Genomic DNA, 18,763 nt, shown 5'->3' with positions numbered 1-18,763 from the left:
TCGGGGGGCGGGCCGGGGGCCTCCCCGGAGGCGGGGCAGGCGGCTTTGGCGACGCCCCAGCGGGCGCGCAATGCCCTTCCCCTGCCTTGCTGGAATGCCACGGACCATCCGAGAGCTCACGGGATCCTGCGCCGCCGCAGGGGAGGCCCCCGGCCCGCCCATGCCTCGACGGTCTGAAGCGCAGCCTCGCTAGACCGGGCTGCCGCTTACTCCTCGCGCATGTGGGGGTACTCGAAGCGGGTGGGGGGGCAGAAGGTCTCCTTGATGGTGCGCTGGGAGACCCAGCGCTGGAGGTTCCAGAGGCTCCCTGCCTTGTCGTTGGTGCCCGAGGCCCGGGCCCCGCCGAAGGGCTGCTGCCCCACCACGGCCCCGGTGGGCTTGTCGTTCACGTAGAAGTTGCCTGCCGCGTCCCGCAGCCGCCGGGAGAGGTGGCCGATGGCCCGGCGGTCCGTGGCGAAGACCGACCCGGTGAGCGCGTAGGGCGAGGTGGTGTCGCACAGGGTGAGGGCTTCCTCCAGGTCGGCGTCGCGGTACACGTACACCGTGAGCACGGGCCCGAAGATCTCCTCCTCCATGAGCCGGGACCGGGGATCGGCCGAGAGCACCACCGTGGGTTCCACGAAGTACCCCTCCCGGTCGTCGCACCCGCCCCCGGCCAGCACCGTGAGGCCATCGGCCGTCTTCGCGTACTCCACGTACCCCTTCACCTTGGCAAAGGCCTCGGCGTCGATGAGCGCCCCCAGGAAGGTGCGAAAGTCGGCCACGTCCCCCATCCGGATGCGCCCCACGTCGTCCAGGAGGCGGCGGCGCACCTCGGGCCACAGGCTCTCGGGCACGTACGCCCGGGAGGCGGCGGAGCACTTCTGCCCCTGGTACTCGAAGGCGCCGCGCACGAGCGCGGTGACCAGGGCGGCGGGGTCCGCCGAGGGGTGGGCGAACACGAAGTCCTTGCCCCCCGTCTCTCCCACGAGCCGGGGGTAGGAGCGGTAGCGCCCGATGTGTTCGCCCACCGTGCGCCACATGCCCCGAAAGACCGCGGTGCTCCCCGTGAAGTGCACCCCGGCGAGCTCGGGGCGCGCCAGGGCGGCCTGGGCGATGTCGGCGGCCGGGCCCGAGACCAGGTTGACCACCCCGGGGGGGAGGCCCGCCGCTCGCAGGAGCTCCATCAGGTAGTGGGCCGAGAACATGGCCTTGGGGGAGGGCTTCCACACCACCACGTTGCCCAGCATGGCCGGGGCCGTGGGGAGGTTGCCCGCGATGGAAGTGAAGTTGAAGGGGGTGACGGCGAACACGAACCCCTCCAGCGCCCGGTGCTCCACCCGGTCCCAGATGCCCGGCGCCGACCGGGGCTGGTGGCCGAACATCACCTGCATGAAGTAGGCGTTGAAGCGCCAGAAGTCGATGAGCTCGCAGGCCGCGTCGATCTCGGCCTGGAAGGGGCTCTTGCTCTGGCCGAGCAGGGTCGCACCGTTGAGGACCTGCCGCCACCCCCCTGCCAGGAGATCGGCGGCCTTGAGGAAGATGGCCGCCCGCTCGTACCAGGCCGTTGCGGCCCACTCGGACCGGGCGGCCAGGGCCGCTTCCACCGCGGCGGCGACCTCTGGGGCTGCCCCTTCGTGGAACACCGCCAGCCGGTGGGCGTGCCGGTGGGGCACCCGGCACTCCCCCAGGCGCCCGGTGCGCACCTCGCGGCCCCCGATCGCCAGGGGGATCTCCACCTCCCTTCCCCCCAGCTCGGCAATCTTTGCCTTGAGGGCCGCCTTCTCGGGGGAACCCGGCGCGTAGGTCAGGGGAGGCTCGTTTCGGGGCTCGGGCACGTTGACGATGCTGTTGGCCATGGCGGGCTCCTCTCGCCCGGGGGAAGTCGAAGCCGGGCGTCACGTGACGAGCCCAGTACAGCCCCACCTTGCCGGAACGTCAAGCAGGTGCCGGGCCTACGCGAAGCCGGCCCGGGCTCGACGGCCACCCTCATCCTCTCTGCCCATTGGGCCGATACGCAAAGGGATGCGCCCGTTTAACCACCCCCCGCCGGGAGGCCACCGCGACACCTCCCTTGCCCTCGAGGCCTTTGCCCGGGACCTCCTGGCCCTGGTGCGCGGCGTGCGGGTGTACCCGCCGGGTCATCCGTACCTGACGGACCTGGCCGGGCGCCTGCTGGCCCTGGTACACCGGGAGCTCCCGGAACCCCTCGAGGTGGGCGTCCTCCCCGGTGAAATCCAGGTCGGGGCCGCCTACGCAGGGGGGCGAAACACCCGGGCGGGGCAGCTCGCGGCCCACCTCCACGCCCGCAGGGTGCTGCGCCTCATCTGGGCCGGGGAGGTGACCCCCGGCCACGTCTTCCGGTTCGCCGATCTGCTGGCCGATCCCGCCCTCCAGGGAGAAGAGCTCCGGCGGGCGGTCGCCGAGGGGGGCATCCCCACCATCGGGATCGACCTCCTGGATCTGGCCCGCCTCCACGACACCTTCCGGGAGGGGGGGCACGACACGGCTTCCAGGGAGGGGCGCGGCCGGGAGGGGTGGGAGTGGCTGCTGCAAGAAGGGGTGGCGGCGGAGGAAATTGCCGATGCCCTGACCTCGGTGCTGCCCCTGGGGGGGGCAGGTTCGAGGGGGGTCCTGGTGCCCGAGGAAGCCGTGTCCCTGGCCCTGGTGCTCGTTCGCCTGGGCGAGCGGCTCACCCAGGTGCTGGAAGTGCTGCCCGAGGCGCGCAGGGACGCCCTGGAGGACGAGATCGGTCGTCTGGGCGACGGGCTGTCGGCGCGGGAGCTGGCCGCCGTGGTGGGTCAGGCCGACCGGACGGGGGGGCTGCACGGGCCGGCGGTGGCCGCCCTCACCCGGGACCTGGCGGGGGAGCGCCTCGTGGAGCTCTTGGCAGCGCTGGCGGCGGCCGAGGGGCGAAGCACCCGGCGGCTCGCGGACGTATTTCGCCGGTTTGCCCCCCCCGCGGGGGCCGACGAGCTCCTGCCCATGGTGCGGGCCCGCCTGGGGTCGGCCCGCCAGGGCCTCCTGGTCAACCAGATCTGGAGGGCGGTGGAGGCCTTCCTTCTGGAGCTCAAGGAGGACCCCTTCCTGGGAGAGGAGTATGCCGCCTCCCTGGAGGAGCTCGGCGCCCGGGCCCCCGAGGAGGCGCCGTCTGGAGAGATCCTCCACCTGGACGAGGAACCCTCCGGGCACCTGGACCGGGTGCTCGTGTGCCTCGCAGCGGACGACCCGCAGGGGTGGGCGGGGGCGCTGCTCGCGCGCCTCGAGGCGCGCGCCGCGGAGCTCTCGCCCGGACCGATGCTCGAGCTCCTGGCCAGGGTGGACGCCGACCTGCCGGGGTTCCTCGACGGCCGGCCGGAGGCTCTTGAGCGCCTGTTCCAGGCGGTCGCGGGCCGGCTGCGCGATCTGGACCGCCTCACCCGCGACCAGTTTCTGGCGTTTGCGGTCCGCCACGAAGGAGCGCTCCTTGCCCCGGTGCTCCGGGCCCTGGGGGCGGAGGAGCGGATCTCGGTGCGGCGATTCCTGGTGGACGTGCTCTGCGCGTTCTCCCACGCCGCAACCCCTGCCATCGTGGCGCGGCTGCGCAGCTCTCCCTGGTACGTGACCCGCAATCTCGCCGTCGCTCTGGGGCGGCGAGGCGAGGCGCGGGTGGTGCCGGCGCTGCGCGCGCTTCTTGGCCATGAACACCCGAAGGTGCGCCGGGAGGCGGTGCTGGCGCTCGGGAGTCTCGACACCCTGGCGGCCCAGGCGGCGCTGGTCGACGTGGACCGCGGCCGCTTGGGGACGGCTGCGGAGCAGGAGCTGGCCAGGCGGGTGCTGGCTGCCGGCACGGGGGTGGCGTGATGGGCCAGTCCGTGAGGAGCGAGGTAGGGGTGTTCCTACGGGACCTCGCCGGTCTGTACCGGTCCCGCCGGCTCTACCCGGCGGGAAACGAGCTCATCCGAGCGGCGGCCCAGAAGGCGGCGGCGAGCCTGGCCCGGGTGGGGGGCACCGTGCGCATTGCCCGGCTCGGCGACGACCTCGTGGTCGAAGACTGCACCCTGGCGGAGCCGCCTCCGGCCCTGGCGGCCCTCCTGCGCGAGATGGGCGCCCGGGGCCACGAGTCGGTGCAGGTCGAGCCGGGGGCCGGGGCGGAGGAACTGGAGGAGTGGGTGGAGCGGCTGGTCACCGGGGCGGAGTTCCCCCTGGGGGGCGCCATCCGGGCGGGGGTGCTGGCCCTGGACGCCCCGGGCATCGACCCGGAGATGGCCGAGCTGGCCGCCGGGTACCTGGCGCTCCTTCCCGGCGTGGAGGAGACCCTCCAGGGGCTCGCGGCGGGCAAGAGCGTGAGCCTGCGGCGCGCCGAAGAGATGGTGCGCGCCATCGCCACACGGCTCGCGGCGGGCGAAGAGCTCTTTCGACCGATTCGGGAGCTCAAGTCCCACGACCAGTACACCTTCACCCATGCCCTCAACGTGTGCGTGCTCGCGGCGGCCATGGCCGAGACCCAGGGCCTGCCGGAAGAAGGGGTCAACGCCGTGGCCCTGGCAGGCATGTGCCACGACCTGGGCAAGGAGAAGGTCCCGGCCGAGATCCTCAACAAGCCCGGACGCCTCACCTCCGAGGAGCGCCTCGTCATGGACCGCCACCCGGTGGATGGGGCGCGCATGCTCCTGGGCCTCGGCAGTCCGCACCCCCTCCTGCCCGTGGTGGCGTACCAGCACCACCGGGGCGCCGACGGGCAGGGATATCCGGCCTCGGCAGCCGCGGGGCCGTGCCACCCGGCGAGCCTGCTCGTCTCGGTGGCCGACGTCTACGACGCCCTGCGCACCATCCGGCCCTACCGGCCGGCTCGAAGCGCCGAGGTGGCCTTCAACGCCCTCCTCCAGGACATGCGCAGGGGGTACCTCCACCCCATCTGCGTGGGCGCGTTTGCCGGTCTCCTGGAGTTCCTGGCGCCCGGCCGGCGCGTGCGCCTGTGGGACGGCCGGGCCGCCGTCGTACTGGAAGCCGGCGCCCCCGATCGGCTCCGCCCCCTCGTGCAGGTGGACGGCGGGCAGATGCTGGACCTCGCCGTTCAGCCCAACGGATGGATCGAAGCGGTGGAAGAAGATGGGGCACGGGCATAGGGCAACCCCTTCCTTACCGGAGCGGCGTGCTCACCCAGAGGTGACGGCGCAGGTCCAGGGCGAGGTCCGGCAGGTCCTCCTGGCGGGGGTCTTGGGCCGGCAACTGGAGGAGGGGCACCGGGTTCTCCCGGTGGCTCTCGGCGGAGACCCAGACCCGCTCGACGGCGTGCCCCTTTCTGCGGGCGTAGACCTCGAAATCGCCCCCGAAGAGCGGCTCGTCGGCGGCGGCGCCTTCCGTGGGGGCCAGGAGCTTGCGCCGGAAGATCCGGTACGTACCGTCGTCGCCGGAGAGCACCTCGGTCGTGTAGGGCGAAGTCCACACCTCCGCGCCGGGCAGGGGGGCGCCCCGGCCGTCCACTACCTTTCCCGCCAGCACGGCGGGCACCACCCGAACGGGCACGTCGGCCGTTACCTGGGCGGACGTCCCGGCCGGCAGGGCCACCTCCACCTCCGACGCCATCTCGAACCGCGGATCGCGCAGGCGCAGCCGGACCGTGACCGGTTCTTCCAGCACCGGAATGCCTTCCAGGCGAACCCCCCCGTCGGCGTCCGTCGGGGGCAGCACGAAGCGGTCCAGGGTCACGGTGGCCCCGCGCAGGGGAAGCTCCCGGCCCAGGTTCTCGATCAGGCGCACCTTTCCCCGAAACACCGAGCCTTCGGGAGACGGGAACGCCTCCGACATCGCCAGCCGGAACATCTCGCGCCCGATGCGCTCCCGATACGGGCTCTTGGGGTAGAGGTCCAGGAACTCCCGATACCCATCGACCCGGTTCTCCCGGAGGACCCGGGCCGCTGCCTCCGGCTCCGTCTCCCGGGCAAGCCGATCGCCCACGGCCGCAGAGCCGGAGCCGATCACGCGCAGCACGAACGTGCCGTCCGCCAGGGGCTGAACCACCGCCGCAAAGGCCTTGGGCCGCAGGTCGCCCCCCACCACCGTCATCCGCTCCCGTTCCACGGCCCCTCCCGGAATCTCCGCGACCACCTGCGCTCCCTTCGAGAAGATCACCGAACCCACGAAATCGCCCCCCCCGGAGTCCGAAAACGCCCCTCGGGGAAGGGCAGCCAGGAACGCGGCGGCCAGGGCCAGGGCGAGACAGGCGGCTTTGCGGGTGTGGACCGTCATGGCGGACCTCCCGTGCTTGGCGGACGAAGGCACCCCGGTGCGCCGGGGTCGACGCCCTTCTAACACCCACCCCAATCCCCGTCAACGGGCGGGCAGAGGCGCACGCCGGCAGGGGCCGAAACGGGCGCGGTTGGAGCGAATAACGAATGCTGCCGCCCCTATGCCTTGCCCGATCGAAATCGAAATCGCGATCGGGGTCGATTCCGATTTCGATGTGGATGAGGCCTCGAGCGCACCATGTGGTCCCTCGGGGACTGCCTCCCGACTGGACGCGTGGTTCCTCCCGCGAGGCGGCGGGCCGGCCGTCCGAGGTGGATCGATCCCCCGGGGGGGTGCTACGGTATATGCCAACCGCTTCCTTTGCCCGACGGTCTTGCGAGACCCCATGCCCAAGCACGCGCCTCCATCGGCCGGGACTGCTGCACGGGAGAAATTCCTCCGGTCGGTGGTCAACTACCTCGACATCTTCCGCGTCTTCGACGAGGGCGTCATCATCACCGACGCGGAGGGCCGGATCATGTTCTACAACGAAACCCAGGCCCGCATCGACCGCACCCCCCCGGCAGAGGTGCTGGGTCGGCGCACCACCGAGGTGTACGACCTCACCGACGACACCAGCCTCATCATGCAGAGCCTGCGCACCCGGCAGGCGATCGTGAACCGGCACCTCTTGTACCGGACGCGCTCGGGGCGCATCGCCAACAGCCTGTGCAGCGTCTTCCCGCTCTTCACCGGCGAGGGGCTCGTGGGCGCGGTCTGTTTCGTGCGCGACTACAACCTGGTGGAGAACACCATCACCTCCATCTGCGGCTCGGGTCGCCCCGAGGATCGCCCCGCGCCAGGCGGCGGCACCCGGTTTTCCTTCGACCACCTCCTGGGCACTGCCCCTGGATTCCTGGCGTGCGTGAAGACGGCCAAGATGGCGGCGCTCACTCCCTCCCCCGTGATGGTCCACGGGGAGACGGGCACGGGAAAGGAGCTCTTTGCCCAGGCGATCCACAACTACGGACCCCGCAGCGCCGAGCCCTACGTGGCCATCAATTGCGCGGCGATCCCGGAGAACCTCCTGGAGGGCATCCTCTTCGGCACGGTGAAGGGCGCCTTCACCGGGGCGGTGGACAAGCCGGGGCTCCTGGAGAAAGCGAGCGGGGGAAGCCTCTTCCTCGACGAGGTGAACTCGATGCCGATCGGCCTCCAGGCCAAGCTCCTGCGCGTGGTGCAAGAGCGTCGGGTCCGCCGGGTGGGTTCGCTGGAGGAGCGCGAGGTCGACGTGAAGATGCTGAGCTCGGTGAACGAAGATCCCCACGCCGCCATCGAGCGCGGGCGCCTGCGTCTGGACCTCTTCTACCGGCTCGGCGTGGTGCTCCTGCGCATCCCGCCGCTTCGCGAGCGGCGCACCGACATCCCGATCCTCACCCGCTACTTCCTGGAAAAGCACAACGCCGAGCTCGGCAGGCAAGTGGAGCGGATCGCCGACGAGGTGATGGGGCTCTTCTCCACCTACGACTGGCCGGGCAACGTGCGGGAGCTCGAGCATGTGGTGGAGGGGGCGATGAACGTGGTGGGAGAGCGAAGATCCATCCAACTGGCGGATCTGCCCCCCTATCTCGTACGTGCCCGGCGCCCCGGGGGCACCGGCTCTCCCTCCCTCGGCCCTGAATCTGCCGTGGCACCCGCCGCCCCCGTGCGTTCTTCCACGCGGCTTCCAGGCACCGGGGCGCCCCCGGCGGACCTGCGCGGCGAGCAGGAGGCCAGGGAGCGCTCCGCCATCGAAGAGGCCCTGGCCGAGACCCGGGGGAACGTCTCCGCGGCCGCCCGCCGCCTGGGCCTCTCCCGCCAGCTCCTGCGCTACAAGATGGGAAAGCACGGCCTCGAGAGGGCTGATTTCCGGGGGTGAGGGGCCCGACTGCGGGCGTCTGGCAGCGCCCGACCGCCCAACGCGCATACCTGTCCGGGCCTTCGTTCCTGACCACGGACCCCCATCCAAGACCAAATCGGAATCGAGATCGAGATCGACTCTCGCCCTTCTCGATCGCCATCCGGAAATCGCGGAAAGTGCGGTCACGACTCTCCAAGACGGGAGAACTGGAAGCGCTCAAGGACCACCCCGAGGGCGAACCCTGCCAGCCCCGCCGAGCATCGAACAGACGCAGGGAAAGGGGGTGAGGCACGTGCGTACGAAAACTTGGAGAGTTATCGCGATTGCCCTGGCCGCATCCCTGGCGGCGTCGGCAGGGGCCGGAGGGCGCGGGGGAGGGCGTACCGGGGCGTTCGGGAGGGAAGGGGCGTGGTGGGCCGAGGAAGCTCCGGAGCCTCGGGGAGCGGCGAGGTTCGAGGGCAGCTTGGCCTTCGGGTCGGCGACCGGGACGTTGGGAACCGGCCCGGCCCTTCGTGGACACGGGTTTCCCGGAGGCCCCGTCCACCCGTACTTCTTCCGCGGGCACAACGTGTTCCCCGACACGCATCCTCCGGTGAAGCGTTTCCGCTTCGGCAGTCGCCCGCAGTTCTTCGGCTCGTCGCCGGTCCAGGTGCGGATCTACGAGCAGTACGTACCGGTGCCGGTCTACCCAGGTCCGCTCGGAGGGATGGATCCCTACCGGGGGGCCGGGGGAGCGCGGGTGCACCGCGGAGAAGGGCGAGGTGCAGTGGTGTACGACCCCGAGAGGGAGCGCGCTTGGGCGGCGGGCGTTTCGGAGGAGCGTGAGGCGTTGCGAGGGGTCGCCCATCCTCCCGTGGCCCGTGCCCTCGAGGAGAACGCCGTGGGCGAGACCTCCACGTGGACCGATCCCCGCTCCGGCGCCCGATCCGCGGTGACGCCGACCCGCGACCTCGGCGGCGAGGAGCGATGCCGCGAGTTTCGCCACTCGGTGGCGGAACCCAGCGGAGAGCTCCACTCCGTGGGTGTGGCGTGCCGGACCCCCGACGGGATCTGGGAACTGCTCCTGTAACTGCGATCGCGGCCGGGAGCGGGGGGCGCCCTCACGAGCCGAAGCGCGTCACGTCCGAGGGGAGCCGGCCCGTAGTCTGCCGGAACGTTCTGATGAACTGGGAGAGGGAGGCGTAGCCCACCGCTCCCGCCGCCTCGGTGACCGAGAGCTTGCCGGCGGCCATGAGGTCTCGGGCCACGGCGATCCGGTTCTTGGTCAGGACTTCCTTGTGGGTACGGGGATGTTTCCGGCCGCGAGCAAGCCCGACTCCATGGCCTCGGTGGCCGGCCCCGGCTCCGAGGTCACCAACCGCGTCGGGTCATTTCTCGGCCCCATGTCGGCGAGCTTCCAAGTGAACCCCCCCGAGGCGCCCGCCGCCGGCGACCTGGCCACGGCCGAGGCCTACGGCCGGCGGGTGGCCGAGATCGCGGTGCAGTTCCGGAAGGGACGGGGCTGAGGCGCCCAGGATCTCCCGGTGAGAAGGCGAGGTCCCGGGCGCGTTGGGGAATCGACGCGCACCGGGGGTGCAGGCGCCACCCGGCTCGACAGGGGGTTCGGGGGTGATACCGTGGAGCTCTTCCCCATGCCGGGGCCGGCCCCCGGGCCCCCCGGCGGAGCAAGCGCTCGCAGAAAGGAGCACGTCATGACCGACACGAGAAAGCAGAGCCAGAGTCTTCTCGACCCCTCCAACTGCGCGCTGATCCTCATCGATCACCAGCCCCAGATGTTCTTCGGTGTCCAGTCCCACGACCGGCAGACGCTGGTGAACAACGTGCTGGGGCTGGCCAAGGCGGCGAAGGTCTTCCAGGTGCCGACGATCCTCACCACGGTGGCCGCCGAGAGCTTCAGCGGGCCGCTCGTCCCGGAGCTCCAGGCGGTGTTCCCGGACCAGAAGCCCATCGACCGGACCACCATGAACGCCTGGGAAGACGCCAACGTGGTGGCCGCCGTGCGAAAGACCGGACGCAAGAAGCTCGTCATGGCGGCGCTGTGGACCGAGGTGTGCCTGACCTTTCCCGTCCTCCAGGCCCTGGAGGCGGGTTACGAGGTGTACGCGGTCTCGGACGCCTCTGGGGCCACCACCGCCGAGGCTCACCAGATGGCCATGCAGCGGATGGTCCAGGCCGGAGCGGTCCCCGTGACCTGGGTGCAGTTCCTGCTCGAGCTCCAGCGCGACTGGGCGCGCCAGGAGACCTACGATGCCGTGCTGCGGGTCGTGCGGGAGCACGCGGGGGCCTACGGGCTCGGGGTGCTCTATGCCAAGACCATGTTCGGCGGCCACGGCGGGTAGGGCCATGGCCAGGACCGGAGGGGGCCGATGACGAGCCCCGGCGGGGCCGAGGCTGCGGCGAACCCTCCGGGCCCTTCGAGGCCGTCGGGCCCGTCCCCCCTGCGGCGGCCGGTGTTTCGGGCGCTGTGGGCGGCGACCATCGTCTCCAACGTCGGCACCTGGATGAACGACGTGGCGGCGGCGTGGGTGATGACCTCCCTTACGCCCGACCCGATGATGGTCGCCCTCGTCCAGGCGGCGACCACGGCGCCCATGTTCCTCCTGGCCCTTCCTGCGGGCGCCCTGGCCGACATCGTGGACCGTCGGCGCTACCTCCTGGCCGTCCAGGCCGCCGCCATGGCGGCCGCGGCGGCCCTGGCCGCGGCCGCCTACCTCGGGGCCCTGACGCCGGCGGTGCTGCTGCTGTTCGTCTTCAGCCTGGGCGTCACGGCGGCGCTCACGGCCCCGGCCTGGCAGGCTACCACCCCCGAGCTCGTTCCGCGGGAGGAGCTCGGGGCGGCCGTCGCCCTGAACAGCGCCGCCGTCAACGTCTCCCGGTCCATCGGGCCGGCCCTGGGCGGGGCAGTGCTCGCCGCCGCCGGTGCCGTTCCCGCCTTCGCCCTCAATGCCCTGTCCTTCGTGGGCGTCCTCGGCGTTCTCTCTTGGTGGCGGCGGCCCCCAAGGGAAGGCCCCCTGCCCGCGGAGCGGTTCGTCGGGGCCCTGGGCGCGGGGCTTCGCTACGTGCGCGGCTCGCCGCCGCTTCGCGCCGTGCTGGTGCGGGCGGGCGGGTTCTTTCTCTTTGCCAGCGCCACCATGGCCCTGCTGCCCGTCCTGGCGCGGGTGGAGCTAGGGCAGGGGCCGGGCGGCTACGGGACCCTGCTTGCCCTGCTCGGCCTCGGGGCGCTGGGCGGCGCCGGGTTCCTGCCCCGCCTGCGAGGCTGCCTCCCGGCCGATACCCTGGTGGCGGCCGCGAGCCTCGTCTTCGCGGCGTGCACCCTGGCGCTCGGCCTCGCCGGCAGCTTCCCCGCCGCCTGCGGGGCGGCCCTGGTGGCCGGAGCCGCCTGGATCGCCGTGCTCTCGTCCCTCAACGTGGCCGCCCAGCGGGCGGTGCCCCACTGGGTGCGGGCGAGGGCGCTCTCGGTCTACCTGGCCGTCTTCTTCGGGAGCATGGCCGCCGGGAGCGCCCTGTGGGGCGCCGTGGCCTCGCGGTTCGGGACCCCCGAGGCCCTGGCGGCGGCGGCCGCGGGCCTGGCTGGGGGCGTCCTCGCGACCCGCGGGTTTCGCCTGGCCGAGGAGGAGCCGGACCTCTCGCCGTCGGGCCACTGGGGCGAGCCCGCCGTGGCCGGGGAGCCCGGCTGGGAGCGGGGGCCGGTCCTGGTGACCACCGAGTACCGGGTAGCGCCCGAGCGGGCCGCGGAGTTCGCCCGGGCCATGGCGGAGCTTCGCCGGATGCGCCGACGGGAGGGGGCGCTCTCCTGGTCCCTCGTCCAGGACGCCGCCGACCCGTCCCGCTTCGTGGAGCTCTTCCTCGTGGACTCCTGGCTGGGGCACCTGCGCCAGCACGAGCGCGTCACCGTGGCCGACCGTGCGGTCCAGGAGCGGGCGGCGGCCTTCCACCTGGGGGGCGAGCCGCCGGCCGTGTCGCACTTCTTGGCCGTATCCCTCCCCCGCGGGGCGGAAGGGGCCGAGCCGAAAGGAGCCCTGAGATGACGAACGCGCGCGTTGCGACCGCCGAACTCCTCCTCACCAACGGCAAGATCGCCACCCTCACCCCCGGCAGCCCGGAGGCCTCGGCACTGGCCGTCCGGGACGGCCGGTTCCTGGCCGTGGGCTCCGAGGCCGAGGTCCTGGGCCACCGGGGGCCCGAGACCCGGGTCATCGACCTCGGGGGCCGCAGGGTCATTCCCGGCCTCAACGACTCCCACATGCACGTGATCCGCGGGGGCCTCTCCTACAACCTGGAGCTTCGGTGGGACGGCGTGCCCTCCCTCGCCGACGGCCTGCGCATGCTCCAGGAGCAGGCCCGGCGCACGCCCCCGGGCCAGTGGGTGCGGGTCATCGGCGGGTGGAGCGAGTTCCAGTTCGCCGAGCGGCGCATGCCCACCCTGGAGGAGGTCAACGCGGTCTCCCCCGACACGCCGGTCTTCCTCCTCCACCTCTACTGCCGGGGCCTCCTGAACAAGGCGGCGCTACGGGCCTGCGGCTACACCCGGGACACGCCGGACCCTCCCGGGGGCGAGATCCAGCGCGACGCCAGCGGCAACCCCACGGGGCTCCTCATCGCCCGCCCCAACGCCGGCATCCTCTACGCCACCGTGGGCAAGCAGCCCAAGCTCCCCCCCGAGCACCAGAGGAACTCGTCTTGCCACTTCCTGCGCGAGCTCAACCGCCTGGGCCTCACGAGCCTGGTGGACGCGGGCGGTGGCTCGCAGATCTACCCCGACGACTACGCCATCGTGGAGGAGCTCCACCGGCGCGGGGAGCTCACCGTGCGCATGGCTTACAACATCTTCACCCAGAAGCCCCGGGAGGAGCGGGAGGACTTTCTGCGCTGCATGAAGCTCACCGCGCCCGGCGCCGGGGACGACTTCTACCGCTGCAACGGCGCGGGCGAGATGCTCGTCTACTCGGCGGCCGACTTCGAGGACTTCCTGGAGCCCCGCCCCGATCTGTCGCCCCGCATGGAGAAGGATCTGAAGGAGGTCGTCTCGGTGCTCGCGGCCCACGGCTGGCCCTTTCGCCTGCACGCCACCTACGACGAGAGCATCTCCCGCATGCTCGACGTCTTTGAAGAGGTGAGCCGGGAGATCCCCTTCCGGGAAGGGAGCTGGTTCTTCGACCACTGCGAGACCATCTCCGACCGGAGCCTGGAGCGCGTCAAGGCCCTGGGGGGCGGCATCGCCATCCAGAACCGCATGGCCTTCCAGGGGGAGTACTTCCTCGCCCGCTACGGGGCGAAGGCGGCGGAGCGCACGCCCCCGGTGCGCCGCATGCTCGCGCTGGGCATCCCCGTGGGGGCGGGCACCGACGCGACCCGGGTTTCCAGCTACAACCCCTGGCTCTCCCTCTACTGGCTCGTCGCGGGCAAGACCGCCGGGGGCGCCGTGCTCTACCCCGAGGCGAACCGGCTCGGCCGGGAAGAGGCCCTGCGGCTCTACACCCAGGGCAGCAGCTGGTTCTCCGGCGAGAGCGGCAAGAAGGGCGCCATCGCCCCGGGCCAGCTCGCGGATCTCGCCGTGCTTACCGAGGACTACTTCTCAGTGCCGGAGGAGAGGATCAAGGGGCTCGAGTCGGTCCTGACGATCGTCGGCGGCAGGGTCGTCTACGGCGCCGGGGAGTTTCGCAACCACGGCCCGGCCCCGCTCCCCGTGCTCCCGGAGTGGTCCCCCGTCAAGGTGTACGGGGGCTACGGGGCGCCCCTGGACACCCGCAAGGCCGCCCGGGCGGGCATCCCGGTTCCCAGCCACCGGCACTCCACCACGTGCCAGTCCCACGGCTGCGGGCACGCCGCCCACCGGCTGCCAAACGGCCTTCGGGCCGGAGCCCCCCGCTACGGCGATTTCTGGGGGCTGGGCTGCGACTGCTTCGCCTTTTGACCCGTGTCGCAAACCCCGAGGCCGTCCCGGCCGGTGTGGGATGGTGAAGTAGTCACCTCCCGGGGGGCGTACGCCGGCCGGGCATCAGTACCCCCGGCCGCTCAACGCGGAGAGCGGCGGTCCGCAGACGAGGAGCACGATGGCGATCCTTGTGGTGGGCGCGAGCGGGGCAACCGGACGGCTGCTCGTGGAGCAGCTGCTCCACCGTGGAGAAATCGTCAAGGCGATCGTGCGATCGCCCGACGGGCTTCCCCAACCCATCCAGAATCACGGCCGCCTGTCCGCAATCCAGGCAAGCCCCCTGACCCTCGGCGACGAGGAGCTGGCGGGGCACGTCGAGGGGTGTTCGGCGGTGGCTTCGTGCCTGGGGCACAACCTGACTTGGCGGGGCATCTTCGGCCACCCCCGAAGGCTCGTCACCGAGGCCACCCGCCGACTGTGCCGCGCCATCCGGGCAAACCAGGCAGAGGCGCCAACCAAATTCGTCCTCATGAACACGGCCGGCAACCGGAATCGGGACCTGCCCGAACCCCTCTCGTTCGGGGAAGCCTGCCTGGTCGGGCTCCTTCGCAGGCTGCTGCCTCCCCACGCGGACAACGAGGAGGCCGCGGAGTACCTGCGAACGGGCATCGGCCCGCAGGACACGGCCGTCGAGTGGGTCGTGGTTCGGCCCGACACCTTGACGGATGAGAACCGGGTCACCGCGTACGAGGTACATCCGTCGCCGACCCGCAGCGCCATCTTCGACCCCGGCAAGACGAGCGGCGTGAACGTGGCCCACTTCATGGCCGAGCTCATTGCCGACGACGACGCCTGGCGCAGGTGGAAGGGGCAGATGCCCGTGATCTACAACAAGACGGCATCGCGAGCCGCTCAGCCGGGCAGCGCCAAAGTCCACACCTGACCAGGGCGCGGCGGCCAGGGGACGGGGCGTGCCCCGTCGCGCCAGGGGGGCGAGGGGGCGCTGGGGCGGGGTCTACCCCACGGAGCTCCCGCGCGGCCAGGAGGTGTCGCCGCCAAGGTCTCAGCGGAGCTCCCACCGCGGTTGGCGCGTCAGACCGGGAGGGGAGTCCGCGGGTTGACGCGGAAGAGGCCGCGGCGTATACAAGACCTACATCAACAATCGTGATGGAGGGAGCCCTGTGACCGGCAAGCCGCTCCAAATCTACCTTCGGCCCGACCAGGACCAGGCCCTGCGCGCCCTGGCCGCGCGGCAGGACAAGTCCTTGGCCGAGCTCATCCGCCACGGCGTGGACCTGGTCCTCTCCGAGATCCCGCCCGGCGACGATCCCGCCTTGAACGTGATCGGCCTCGGCCGCTCGGGCCGGTCGGACCTCGCGACGGAGCACGATCGGCACCTGGCGCGGGCCGCGCGGCGCTGATGGCGGCCGAGCTCTTCGTGGACACGGGGGCCTGGGTGGCCCTCGCCGACGAAGACGACCGGCACCACGCCCGGGCCGCCAACGCCCTCCCCCAACTCCTCAAGGACCACCGGCGCCTCGTGACCACGAATCTGGTCGTGGCCGAGTGCTACATCCTGTTGCGTCTGGAGCTTGGGCACGGCCCTGCGACCGCGTTCCTAACGCACCTGCACGCCAGCCCGAGGATCGAAACCGTCTATGCGACCCCGGATCTACACGGAGAGGCCGAGGAGATCCTGCGGCGCTATGACGACCAGGACTTCAGCCTGACCGACGCCGTGAGCTTCGCGCTCATGCGCCAGCGAGGGATCTCGACCGCCTTTGCCTTCGACGCCCACTTCGCCACGGCGGGCTTCGTGTGCGTCCCACCGGCCTCCTGACGGGAACGACCACGAGGCAGGGCGCGTGACCCCATAGAGCGGCTTCACGCCCGCGTACTCCCGCAGGGGCACACCGGCCGCCCGGATCTTCTCCAAGAGCGTCGCCACCGCGGGCGGTTCCAGGGACCAGGCCGTGGCGCCGAGGCTTCGGCGGGGCACGGGGAAGCTCCAGGCCTCCACCTGGACGCCGAGGTCCTCGGTCGCAAGTTCGTCGTGGGGGATCACGGCCACCCGCACCTCCTCGGGCTCCGGCCCGGCATCGGGCTTGCGGGCCACGAGAAGGCTCGGGAACACGTCGGCGTCTTCGAACACCTGCTTCGCGTGGCCCAGGTCCACGAGCGCCTCGACCCAGGCGGCCTCGCCGAGGTGGCGGCGCAGGGGCTCGCCGTAGCCGGCCTTGAGCCACTTGTTGGTGACGACGTAGGCGAGCCGCCCCCCGGGCCGCAGAATCTGCAGGCCGAGCTCGTAGAAATAGACGTAGAGGTCGGCCATGCCGTGATACGCGGTGAACCTCTTGGCGAGGTAGGGCTTGAGGGACCCCAGGAGCTCCTGGCGCACGTAGGGCGGGTTGCCGACCACGGCGTCGAAACCGCCCGCGGCGAAGACCTCGAGAAACGCGGCGTGCCAGTCGAAGGCCCGTGCGTCGGCGGCCGGGTCGGCCACGAGGCTGTTGCCCACCCGGAAGTTGTGGTCGAGCGCGGTGAGCGGCCGGCCATGCTTCGCGGTCTTGATCCAGATGGAGAGCCGGCAGAGCTCGATGGCCTCTTCGTTCAGGTCCACGGCGTAGAGGTTGTGGGTGAGGATGCTCCGCGACTTCCCCCTCCCCCTCGCGGGGGAGGGTCGGGGTGGGGGGTAGGTCCCGCCGAGCTCTGCCTGGAGCTCCTCCAGATCGGTCAGCGAGCGCTCGAAGAGCCGGCCCAGGAGATCGACGTCCACCACGGGGCGGGCGGCATTCGGCTTGTTCACGGCCGCGGCGGGCCTCCCGTAGTCGTACTCGCCGAGCTCCCGGAAGAGCGCGCACAGGTCGTCCGGGACGGTGAGGCCGTCCACCGCCGGATCGAAGGCGAAGAGGCCGCTGTTGTAGGCCGGGATCAGGAGCGCGCGGCTCCCCTGGTCAATGGCCCGGAAGAGGCCCTGGAAGTTCTCCCACAGCGGGCGCGGGTTGTAGGGATCCCGGTGCTCGAAGGCGGCCTTGAGGGTGTCGGGCGGCAGGAGCCCCCGGTCCTCGCTGAAGGCGCAGAAGAGCACGCGGTCCAGCAGGGTTTGAGCGGCCCGCAGCACGAGGAGCGGCGCGAGCGTCGGATTGGCCGCCAGGAGTCCGTCGAGAAGCTCGCGGCGAAGCGCGGCGTAGCGGTCGTAGTAGGCACGGGTGAGCTCCCGGCAGGCGGAAACCGGCCATGGCCGCCTCGACGATGTGGGCGCGAAACAGCGGCTTGGGTTCGAGGGGCATCTGTTGCTCCGGGGCCGCGAGCGGCCGTCAACGTACGACCGAGAAGGCCTTGTGCCCTTTGCCAACTCGGGCGCGGTACGCGGCGAAGTCGCCCCGGTCGATGGTCCACACCGTGAGGCACCGATGGGCCTCGGCCGCAACGACGAGGGACGCGTCGGCGAGGTCCATCGGACGATCCGCATACTCGTCCATGAGCTCCAAGGCACGGCCCAAGGCCGCTTCGTCGAGGAAGTGGACCCGCAGGCCGCGCCGACGCACGAACTCCGCAAGGGCCACGGCGGCGCGGCCTCCGGGCGAGAGGAGGTGGAAAGCCTCGGTGAGTACGGGCACGGTGGTGAGCAGGGGCTCTCGTATGCCGCGCAGGAAGGTTTCGCAGCCCGCATGGTCCGGATCCCTCCTGTCGAAGAGAGCCACGATGGGGCCGGTGTCCACCAGGATCATCGCCCTGCCTTCTTCTTCAGGACGGCCCGTATCGCTTCCTTGGCAGTCCGGCCCGGCGCCAGGGCCTCTCCCCCGGGACCCGGGTCGAGCTCTTGGAACACGTCATAGGGCGTGATGGCCTGATCCTCGTCGAGGTGGGCGCTCAGTGCCAGGAGGCCCCTGCGCAACGCCTCCGACACCGAAAGGCCGGTGCGCGCCCTGACGGCGGCGAGCACCTGCTCGTCGTGTTCGTCCAGACGGATCGTCCTAGCTCCCATGGCTTGCCTCCTGCATGACATGTGTATGACAGCTTACCATGGCCCCCGGACCTGCACCAGAGGACGCGTCTCGGCTGGCATTCTCGAAATCATGACGTATCTATCTCCTTCACCCGGAGCCTGGCGGCCTGGGGCCGGCGCCTCCCCCGGCCCCGGGCGATCCTGGTGGCCTCGGCCCACTGGCTCACGGACGAAACCTTCGTCTCGTGCACGGAGCGGCCGCGCACCATCCACACTTCTACGGGTTCCCCCCGCAGCTTTACGCCGCCGCGTACCCGAGCCCCGGCGCCCCCGAGGTGGCGGAGCGCGTCACCCGGACCGTGCGTCGGGTCTCCATCGCGTGCGACCGGGAGTGGGGCCTGGACCACGGGGCCTGGTCGGTACTCCGGCACCTCTCCCCGCGGCCGAAATCCCGGTCTTCCAGCTGAGCCTGGACTACTCCTTCAACGACTGGCACCCCAAGCCCGTGCAACACCACTACGACCTCGCCCGGGAGCTCGCGCCCCTGCGGGAGCAGGGGGTGCTCGTGGTGGGGAGCGGGAACATCGTCCACAACCTGTGGCCCGCATCGACTGGGACATGGACGCCCGCCCCCAACCCCTGGGCCGTGGAGTTCGACGAGCGGGTCAGGCAGTGCCTGGTCTCCGGCAACCATCGGGACCTGGTGGCCTTCGAGAGTCTGGGCCCGAGCGCGTCCCTGGCGGTGCCGACGCTGGACCACTACCTCCCCATGGTCTACGCGCTCGCCCTCCAGGAGGCCGGCGAGCCGGTGACCTTCGTCCACGAGGGGATGGAGAACGCTTCGATCTCC

General features: G+C 71.5%; 16 protein-coding genes and 2 pseudogenes. 12 read left to right on the top strand and 6 right to left on the bottom strand.

The window, feature by feature from the left end:
* Positions 1-206: 206 nt before the first annotated feature.
* Positions 207-1,838 carry an L-glutamate gamma-semialdehyde dehydrogenase gene (gene pruA, locus AB1578_02540; protein ID MEW6486774.1) on the bottom strand — a complete coding sequence of 544 codons (1,632 nt, stop codon included), beginning with the start codon at positions 1,836-1,838 and terminating at the stop codon, positions 207-209.
* A 166-nt stretch (positions 1,839-2,004) separates the two neighbouring features.
* Between pruA and AB1578_02535 the strand changes: the two genes are divergently transcribed.
* Both AB1578_02535 and AB1578_02530 read left to right on the top strand, forming a co-directional pair.
* Positions 2,005-3,822, top strand: a complete 1,818-nt coding sequence (locus AB1578_02535; GenBank protein ID MEW6486773.1) for a HEAT repeat domain-containing protein — start codon at positions 2,005-2,007, stop codon at positions 3,820-3,822.
* A gap of 29 nt (positions 3,823-3,851) precedes the next feature.
* Entirely contained in the window at positions 3,852-5,087 is a 1,236-nt protein-coding gene (locus AB1578_02530) for an HD domain-containing phosphohydrolase (protein MEW6486772.1), read from the top strand.
* A gap of 13 nt (positions 5,088-5,100) precedes the next feature.
* On the opposite strand, the gene AB1578_02525 is transcribed toward AB1578_02530, so the two are convergent.
* Positions 5,101-6,210, bottom strand: a complete 1,110-nt coding sequence (locus AB1578_02525) for a hypothetical protein (protein ID MEW6486771.1) — start codon at positions 6,208-6,210, stop codon at positions 5,101-5,103.
* A 385-nt stretch (positions 6,211-6,595) separates the two neighbouring features.
* Between AB1578_02525 and AB1578_02520 the strand changes: the two genes are divergently transcribed.
* Together AB1578_02520 and AB1578_02515 are read left to right on the top strand one after the other, a co-directional pair.
* Complete coding sequence (locus AB1578_02520; GenBank protein ID MEW6486770.1) at positions 6,596-8,107, top strand: sigma 54-interacting transcriptional regulator; 1,512 nt, start codon at positions 6,596-6,598, stop codon at positions 8,105-8,107.
* Between the two features lie 574 nt (positions 8,108-8,681).
* Positions 8,682-9,158: an RT0821/Lpp0805 family surface protein gene (locus AB1578_02515; protein ID MEW6486769.1), complete on the top strand. Its 477-nt coding sequence runs from the start codon at positions 8,682-8,684 to the stop codon at positions 9,156-9,158.
* A 31-nt stretch (positions 9,159-9,189) separates the two neighbouring features.
* Here the strand turns inward: AB1578_02515 and AB1578_02510 are convergent.
* A pseudogene (locus AB1578_02510) lies at positions 9,190-9,360 on the bottom strand (helix-turn-helix domain-containing protein).
* A gap of 18 nt (positions 9,361-9,378) precedes the next feature.
* Between AB1578_02510 and AB1578_02505 the strand changes: the two are divergent.
* From AB1578_02505 to AB1578_02475, 7 genes are all read left to right on the top strand, one after another.
* Positions 9,379-9,594, top strand: a complete 216-nt coding sequence (locus AB1578_02505; protein ID MEW6486768.1) for a hypothetical protein — start codon at positions 9,379-9,381, stop codon at positions 9,592-9,594.
* Between the two features lie 186 nt (positions 9,595-9,780).
* Positions 9,781-10,428 carry a hydrolase gene (locus AB1578_02500; GenBank protein MEW6486767.1) on the top strand — a complete coding sequence of 216 codons (648 nt, stop codon included), beginning with the start codon at positions 9,781-9,783 and terminating at the stop codon, positions 10,426-10,428.
* A gap of 27 nt (positions 10,429-10,455) precedes the next feature.
* A complete protein-coding gene (locus AB1578_02495) occupies positions 10,456-12,117 on the top strand; it encodes an MFS transporter (protein ID MEW6486766.1) in 1,662 nt (553 codons plus the stop codon).
* The gene (locus tag AB1578_02490) at positions 12,114-14,003 is read left to right on the top strand and encodes an amidohydrolase (protein ID MEW6486765.1); all 1,890 of its coding nucleotides are present in this window, start codon (positions 12,114-12,116) and stop codon (positions 14,001-14,003) included. The genes AB1578_02495 and AB1578_02490 overlap by 4 nt, the downstream gene beginning before the upstream one ends.
* A gap of 139 nt (positions 14,004-14,142) precedes the next feature.
* Positions 14,143-14,907, top strand: a complete 765-nt coding sequence (locus AB1578_02485; GenBank protein ID MEW6486764.1) for an NAD(P)-binding oxidoreductase — start codon at positions 14,143-14,145, stop codon at positions 14,905-14,907.
* 238 nt (positions 14,908-15,145) lie between these two features.
* A complete protein-coding gene (locus tag AB1578_02480; protein MEW6486763.1) occupies positions 15,146-15,385 on the top strand; it encodes a CopG family transcriptional regulator in 240 nt (79 codons plus the stop codon).
* Positions 15,385-15,804, top strand: a complete 420-nt coding sequence (locus AB1578_02475) for a PIN domain-containing protein (GenBank protein MEW6486762.1) — start codon at positions 15,385-15,387, stop codon at positions 15,802-15,804. The genes AB1578_02480 and AB1578_02475 overlap by 1 nt, the downstream gene beginning before the upstream one ends.
* A gap of 267 nt (positions 15,805-16,071) precedes the next feature.
* Here AB1578_02475 and AB1578_02470 read toward each other — a convergent pair.
* From AB1578_02470 to AB1578_02460, 3 genes and pseudogenes are all read right to left on the bottom strand, one after another.
* Positions 16,072-16,740 (bottom strand): annotated as a pseudogene (locus tag AB1578_02470) (Eco57I restriction-modification methylase domain-containing protein).
* A gap of 541 nt (positions 16,741-17,281) precedes the next feature.
* Positions 17,282-17,695 carry a PIN domain-containing protein gene (locus tag AB1578_02465; protein MEW6486761.1) on the bottom strand — a complete coding sequence of 138 codons (414 nt, stop codon included), beginning with the start codon at positions 17,693-17,695 and terminating at the stop codon, positions 17,282-17,284.
* The gene (locus tag AB1578_02460; GenBank protein ID MEW6486760.1) at positions 17,692-17,952 is read right to left on the bottom strand and encodes a hypothetical protein; all 261 of its coding nucleotides are present in this window, start codon (positions 17,950-17,952) and stop codon (positions 17,692-17,694) included. The genes AB1578_02465 and AB1578_02460 overlap by 4 nt, the downstream gene beginning before the upstream one ends.
* Before the next feature lie 352 nt (positions 17,953-18,304).
* Here AB1578_02460 and AB1578_02455 point away from each other — a divergent pair.
* The coding region (locus AB1578_02455; protein MEW6486759.1) for a class III extradiol ring-cleavage dioxygenase at positions 18,305-18,763 on the top strand (459 nt) is incomplete at its 3' end.

The organism is Thermodesulfobacteriota bacterium, from assembly GCA_040756475.1.
GTDB lineage: Bacteria > Desulfobacterota > Deferrisomatia > Deferrisomatales > JACRMM01 > JBFLZB01.
The sequence above is the reverse complement of the archived record's forward strand: the minus strand, read 5'-3'. Positions and strand labels throughout refer to the sequence as shown.

Coding starts and splice junctions, on each gene's coding strand:
- pruA (MEW6486774.1), bottom strand. CDS start 1,838: ATGGCCAACAGCATCGTCAACGTGCCCGAGCCCCGAAACGAGCCTCCC.
- AB1578_02535 (MEW6486773.1), top strand. CDS start 2,005: ATGCGCCCGTTTAACCACCCCCCGCCGGGAGGCCACCGCGACACCTCC.
- AB1578_02525 (MEW6486771.1), bottom strand. CDS start 6,210: ATGACGGTCCACACCCGCAAAGCCGCCTGTCTCGCCCTGGCCCTGGCC.
- AB1578_02520 (MEW6486770.1), top strand. CDS start 6,596: ATGCCCAAGCACGCGCCTCCATCGGCCGGGACTGCTGCACGGGAGAAA.
- AB1578_02505 (MEW6486768.1), top strand. CDS start 9,379: ATGTTTCCGGCCGCGAGCAAGCCCGACTCCATGGCCTCGGTGGCCGGC.
- AB1578_02500 (MEW6486767.1), top strand. CDS start 9,781: ATGACCGACACGAGAAAGCAGAGCCAGAGTCTTCTCGACCCCTCCAAC.
- AB1578_02495 (MEW6486766.1), top strand. CDS start 10,456: ATGACGAGCCCCGGCGGGGCCGAGGCTGCGGCGAACCCTCCGGGCCCT.
- AB1578_02490 (MEW6486765.1), top strand. CDS start 12,114: ATGACGAACGCGCGCGTTGCGACCGCCGAACTCCTCCTCACCAACGGC.
- AB1578_02485 (MEW6486764.1), top strand. CDS start 14,143: ATGGCGATCCTTGTGGTGGGCGCGAGCGGGGCAACCGGACGGCTGCTC.
- AB1578_02475 (MEW6486762.1), top strand. CDS start 15,385: ATGGCGGCCGAGCTCTTCGTGGACACGGGGGCCTGGGTGGCCCTCGCC.
- AB1578_02465 (MEW6486761.1), bottom strand. CDS start 17,695: ATGATCCTGGTGGACACCGGCCCCATCGTGGCTCTCTTCGACAGGAGG.
- AB1578_02460 (MEW6486760.1), bottom strand. CDS start 17,952: ATGGGAGCTAGGACGATCCGTCTGGACGAACACGACGAGCAGGTGCTC.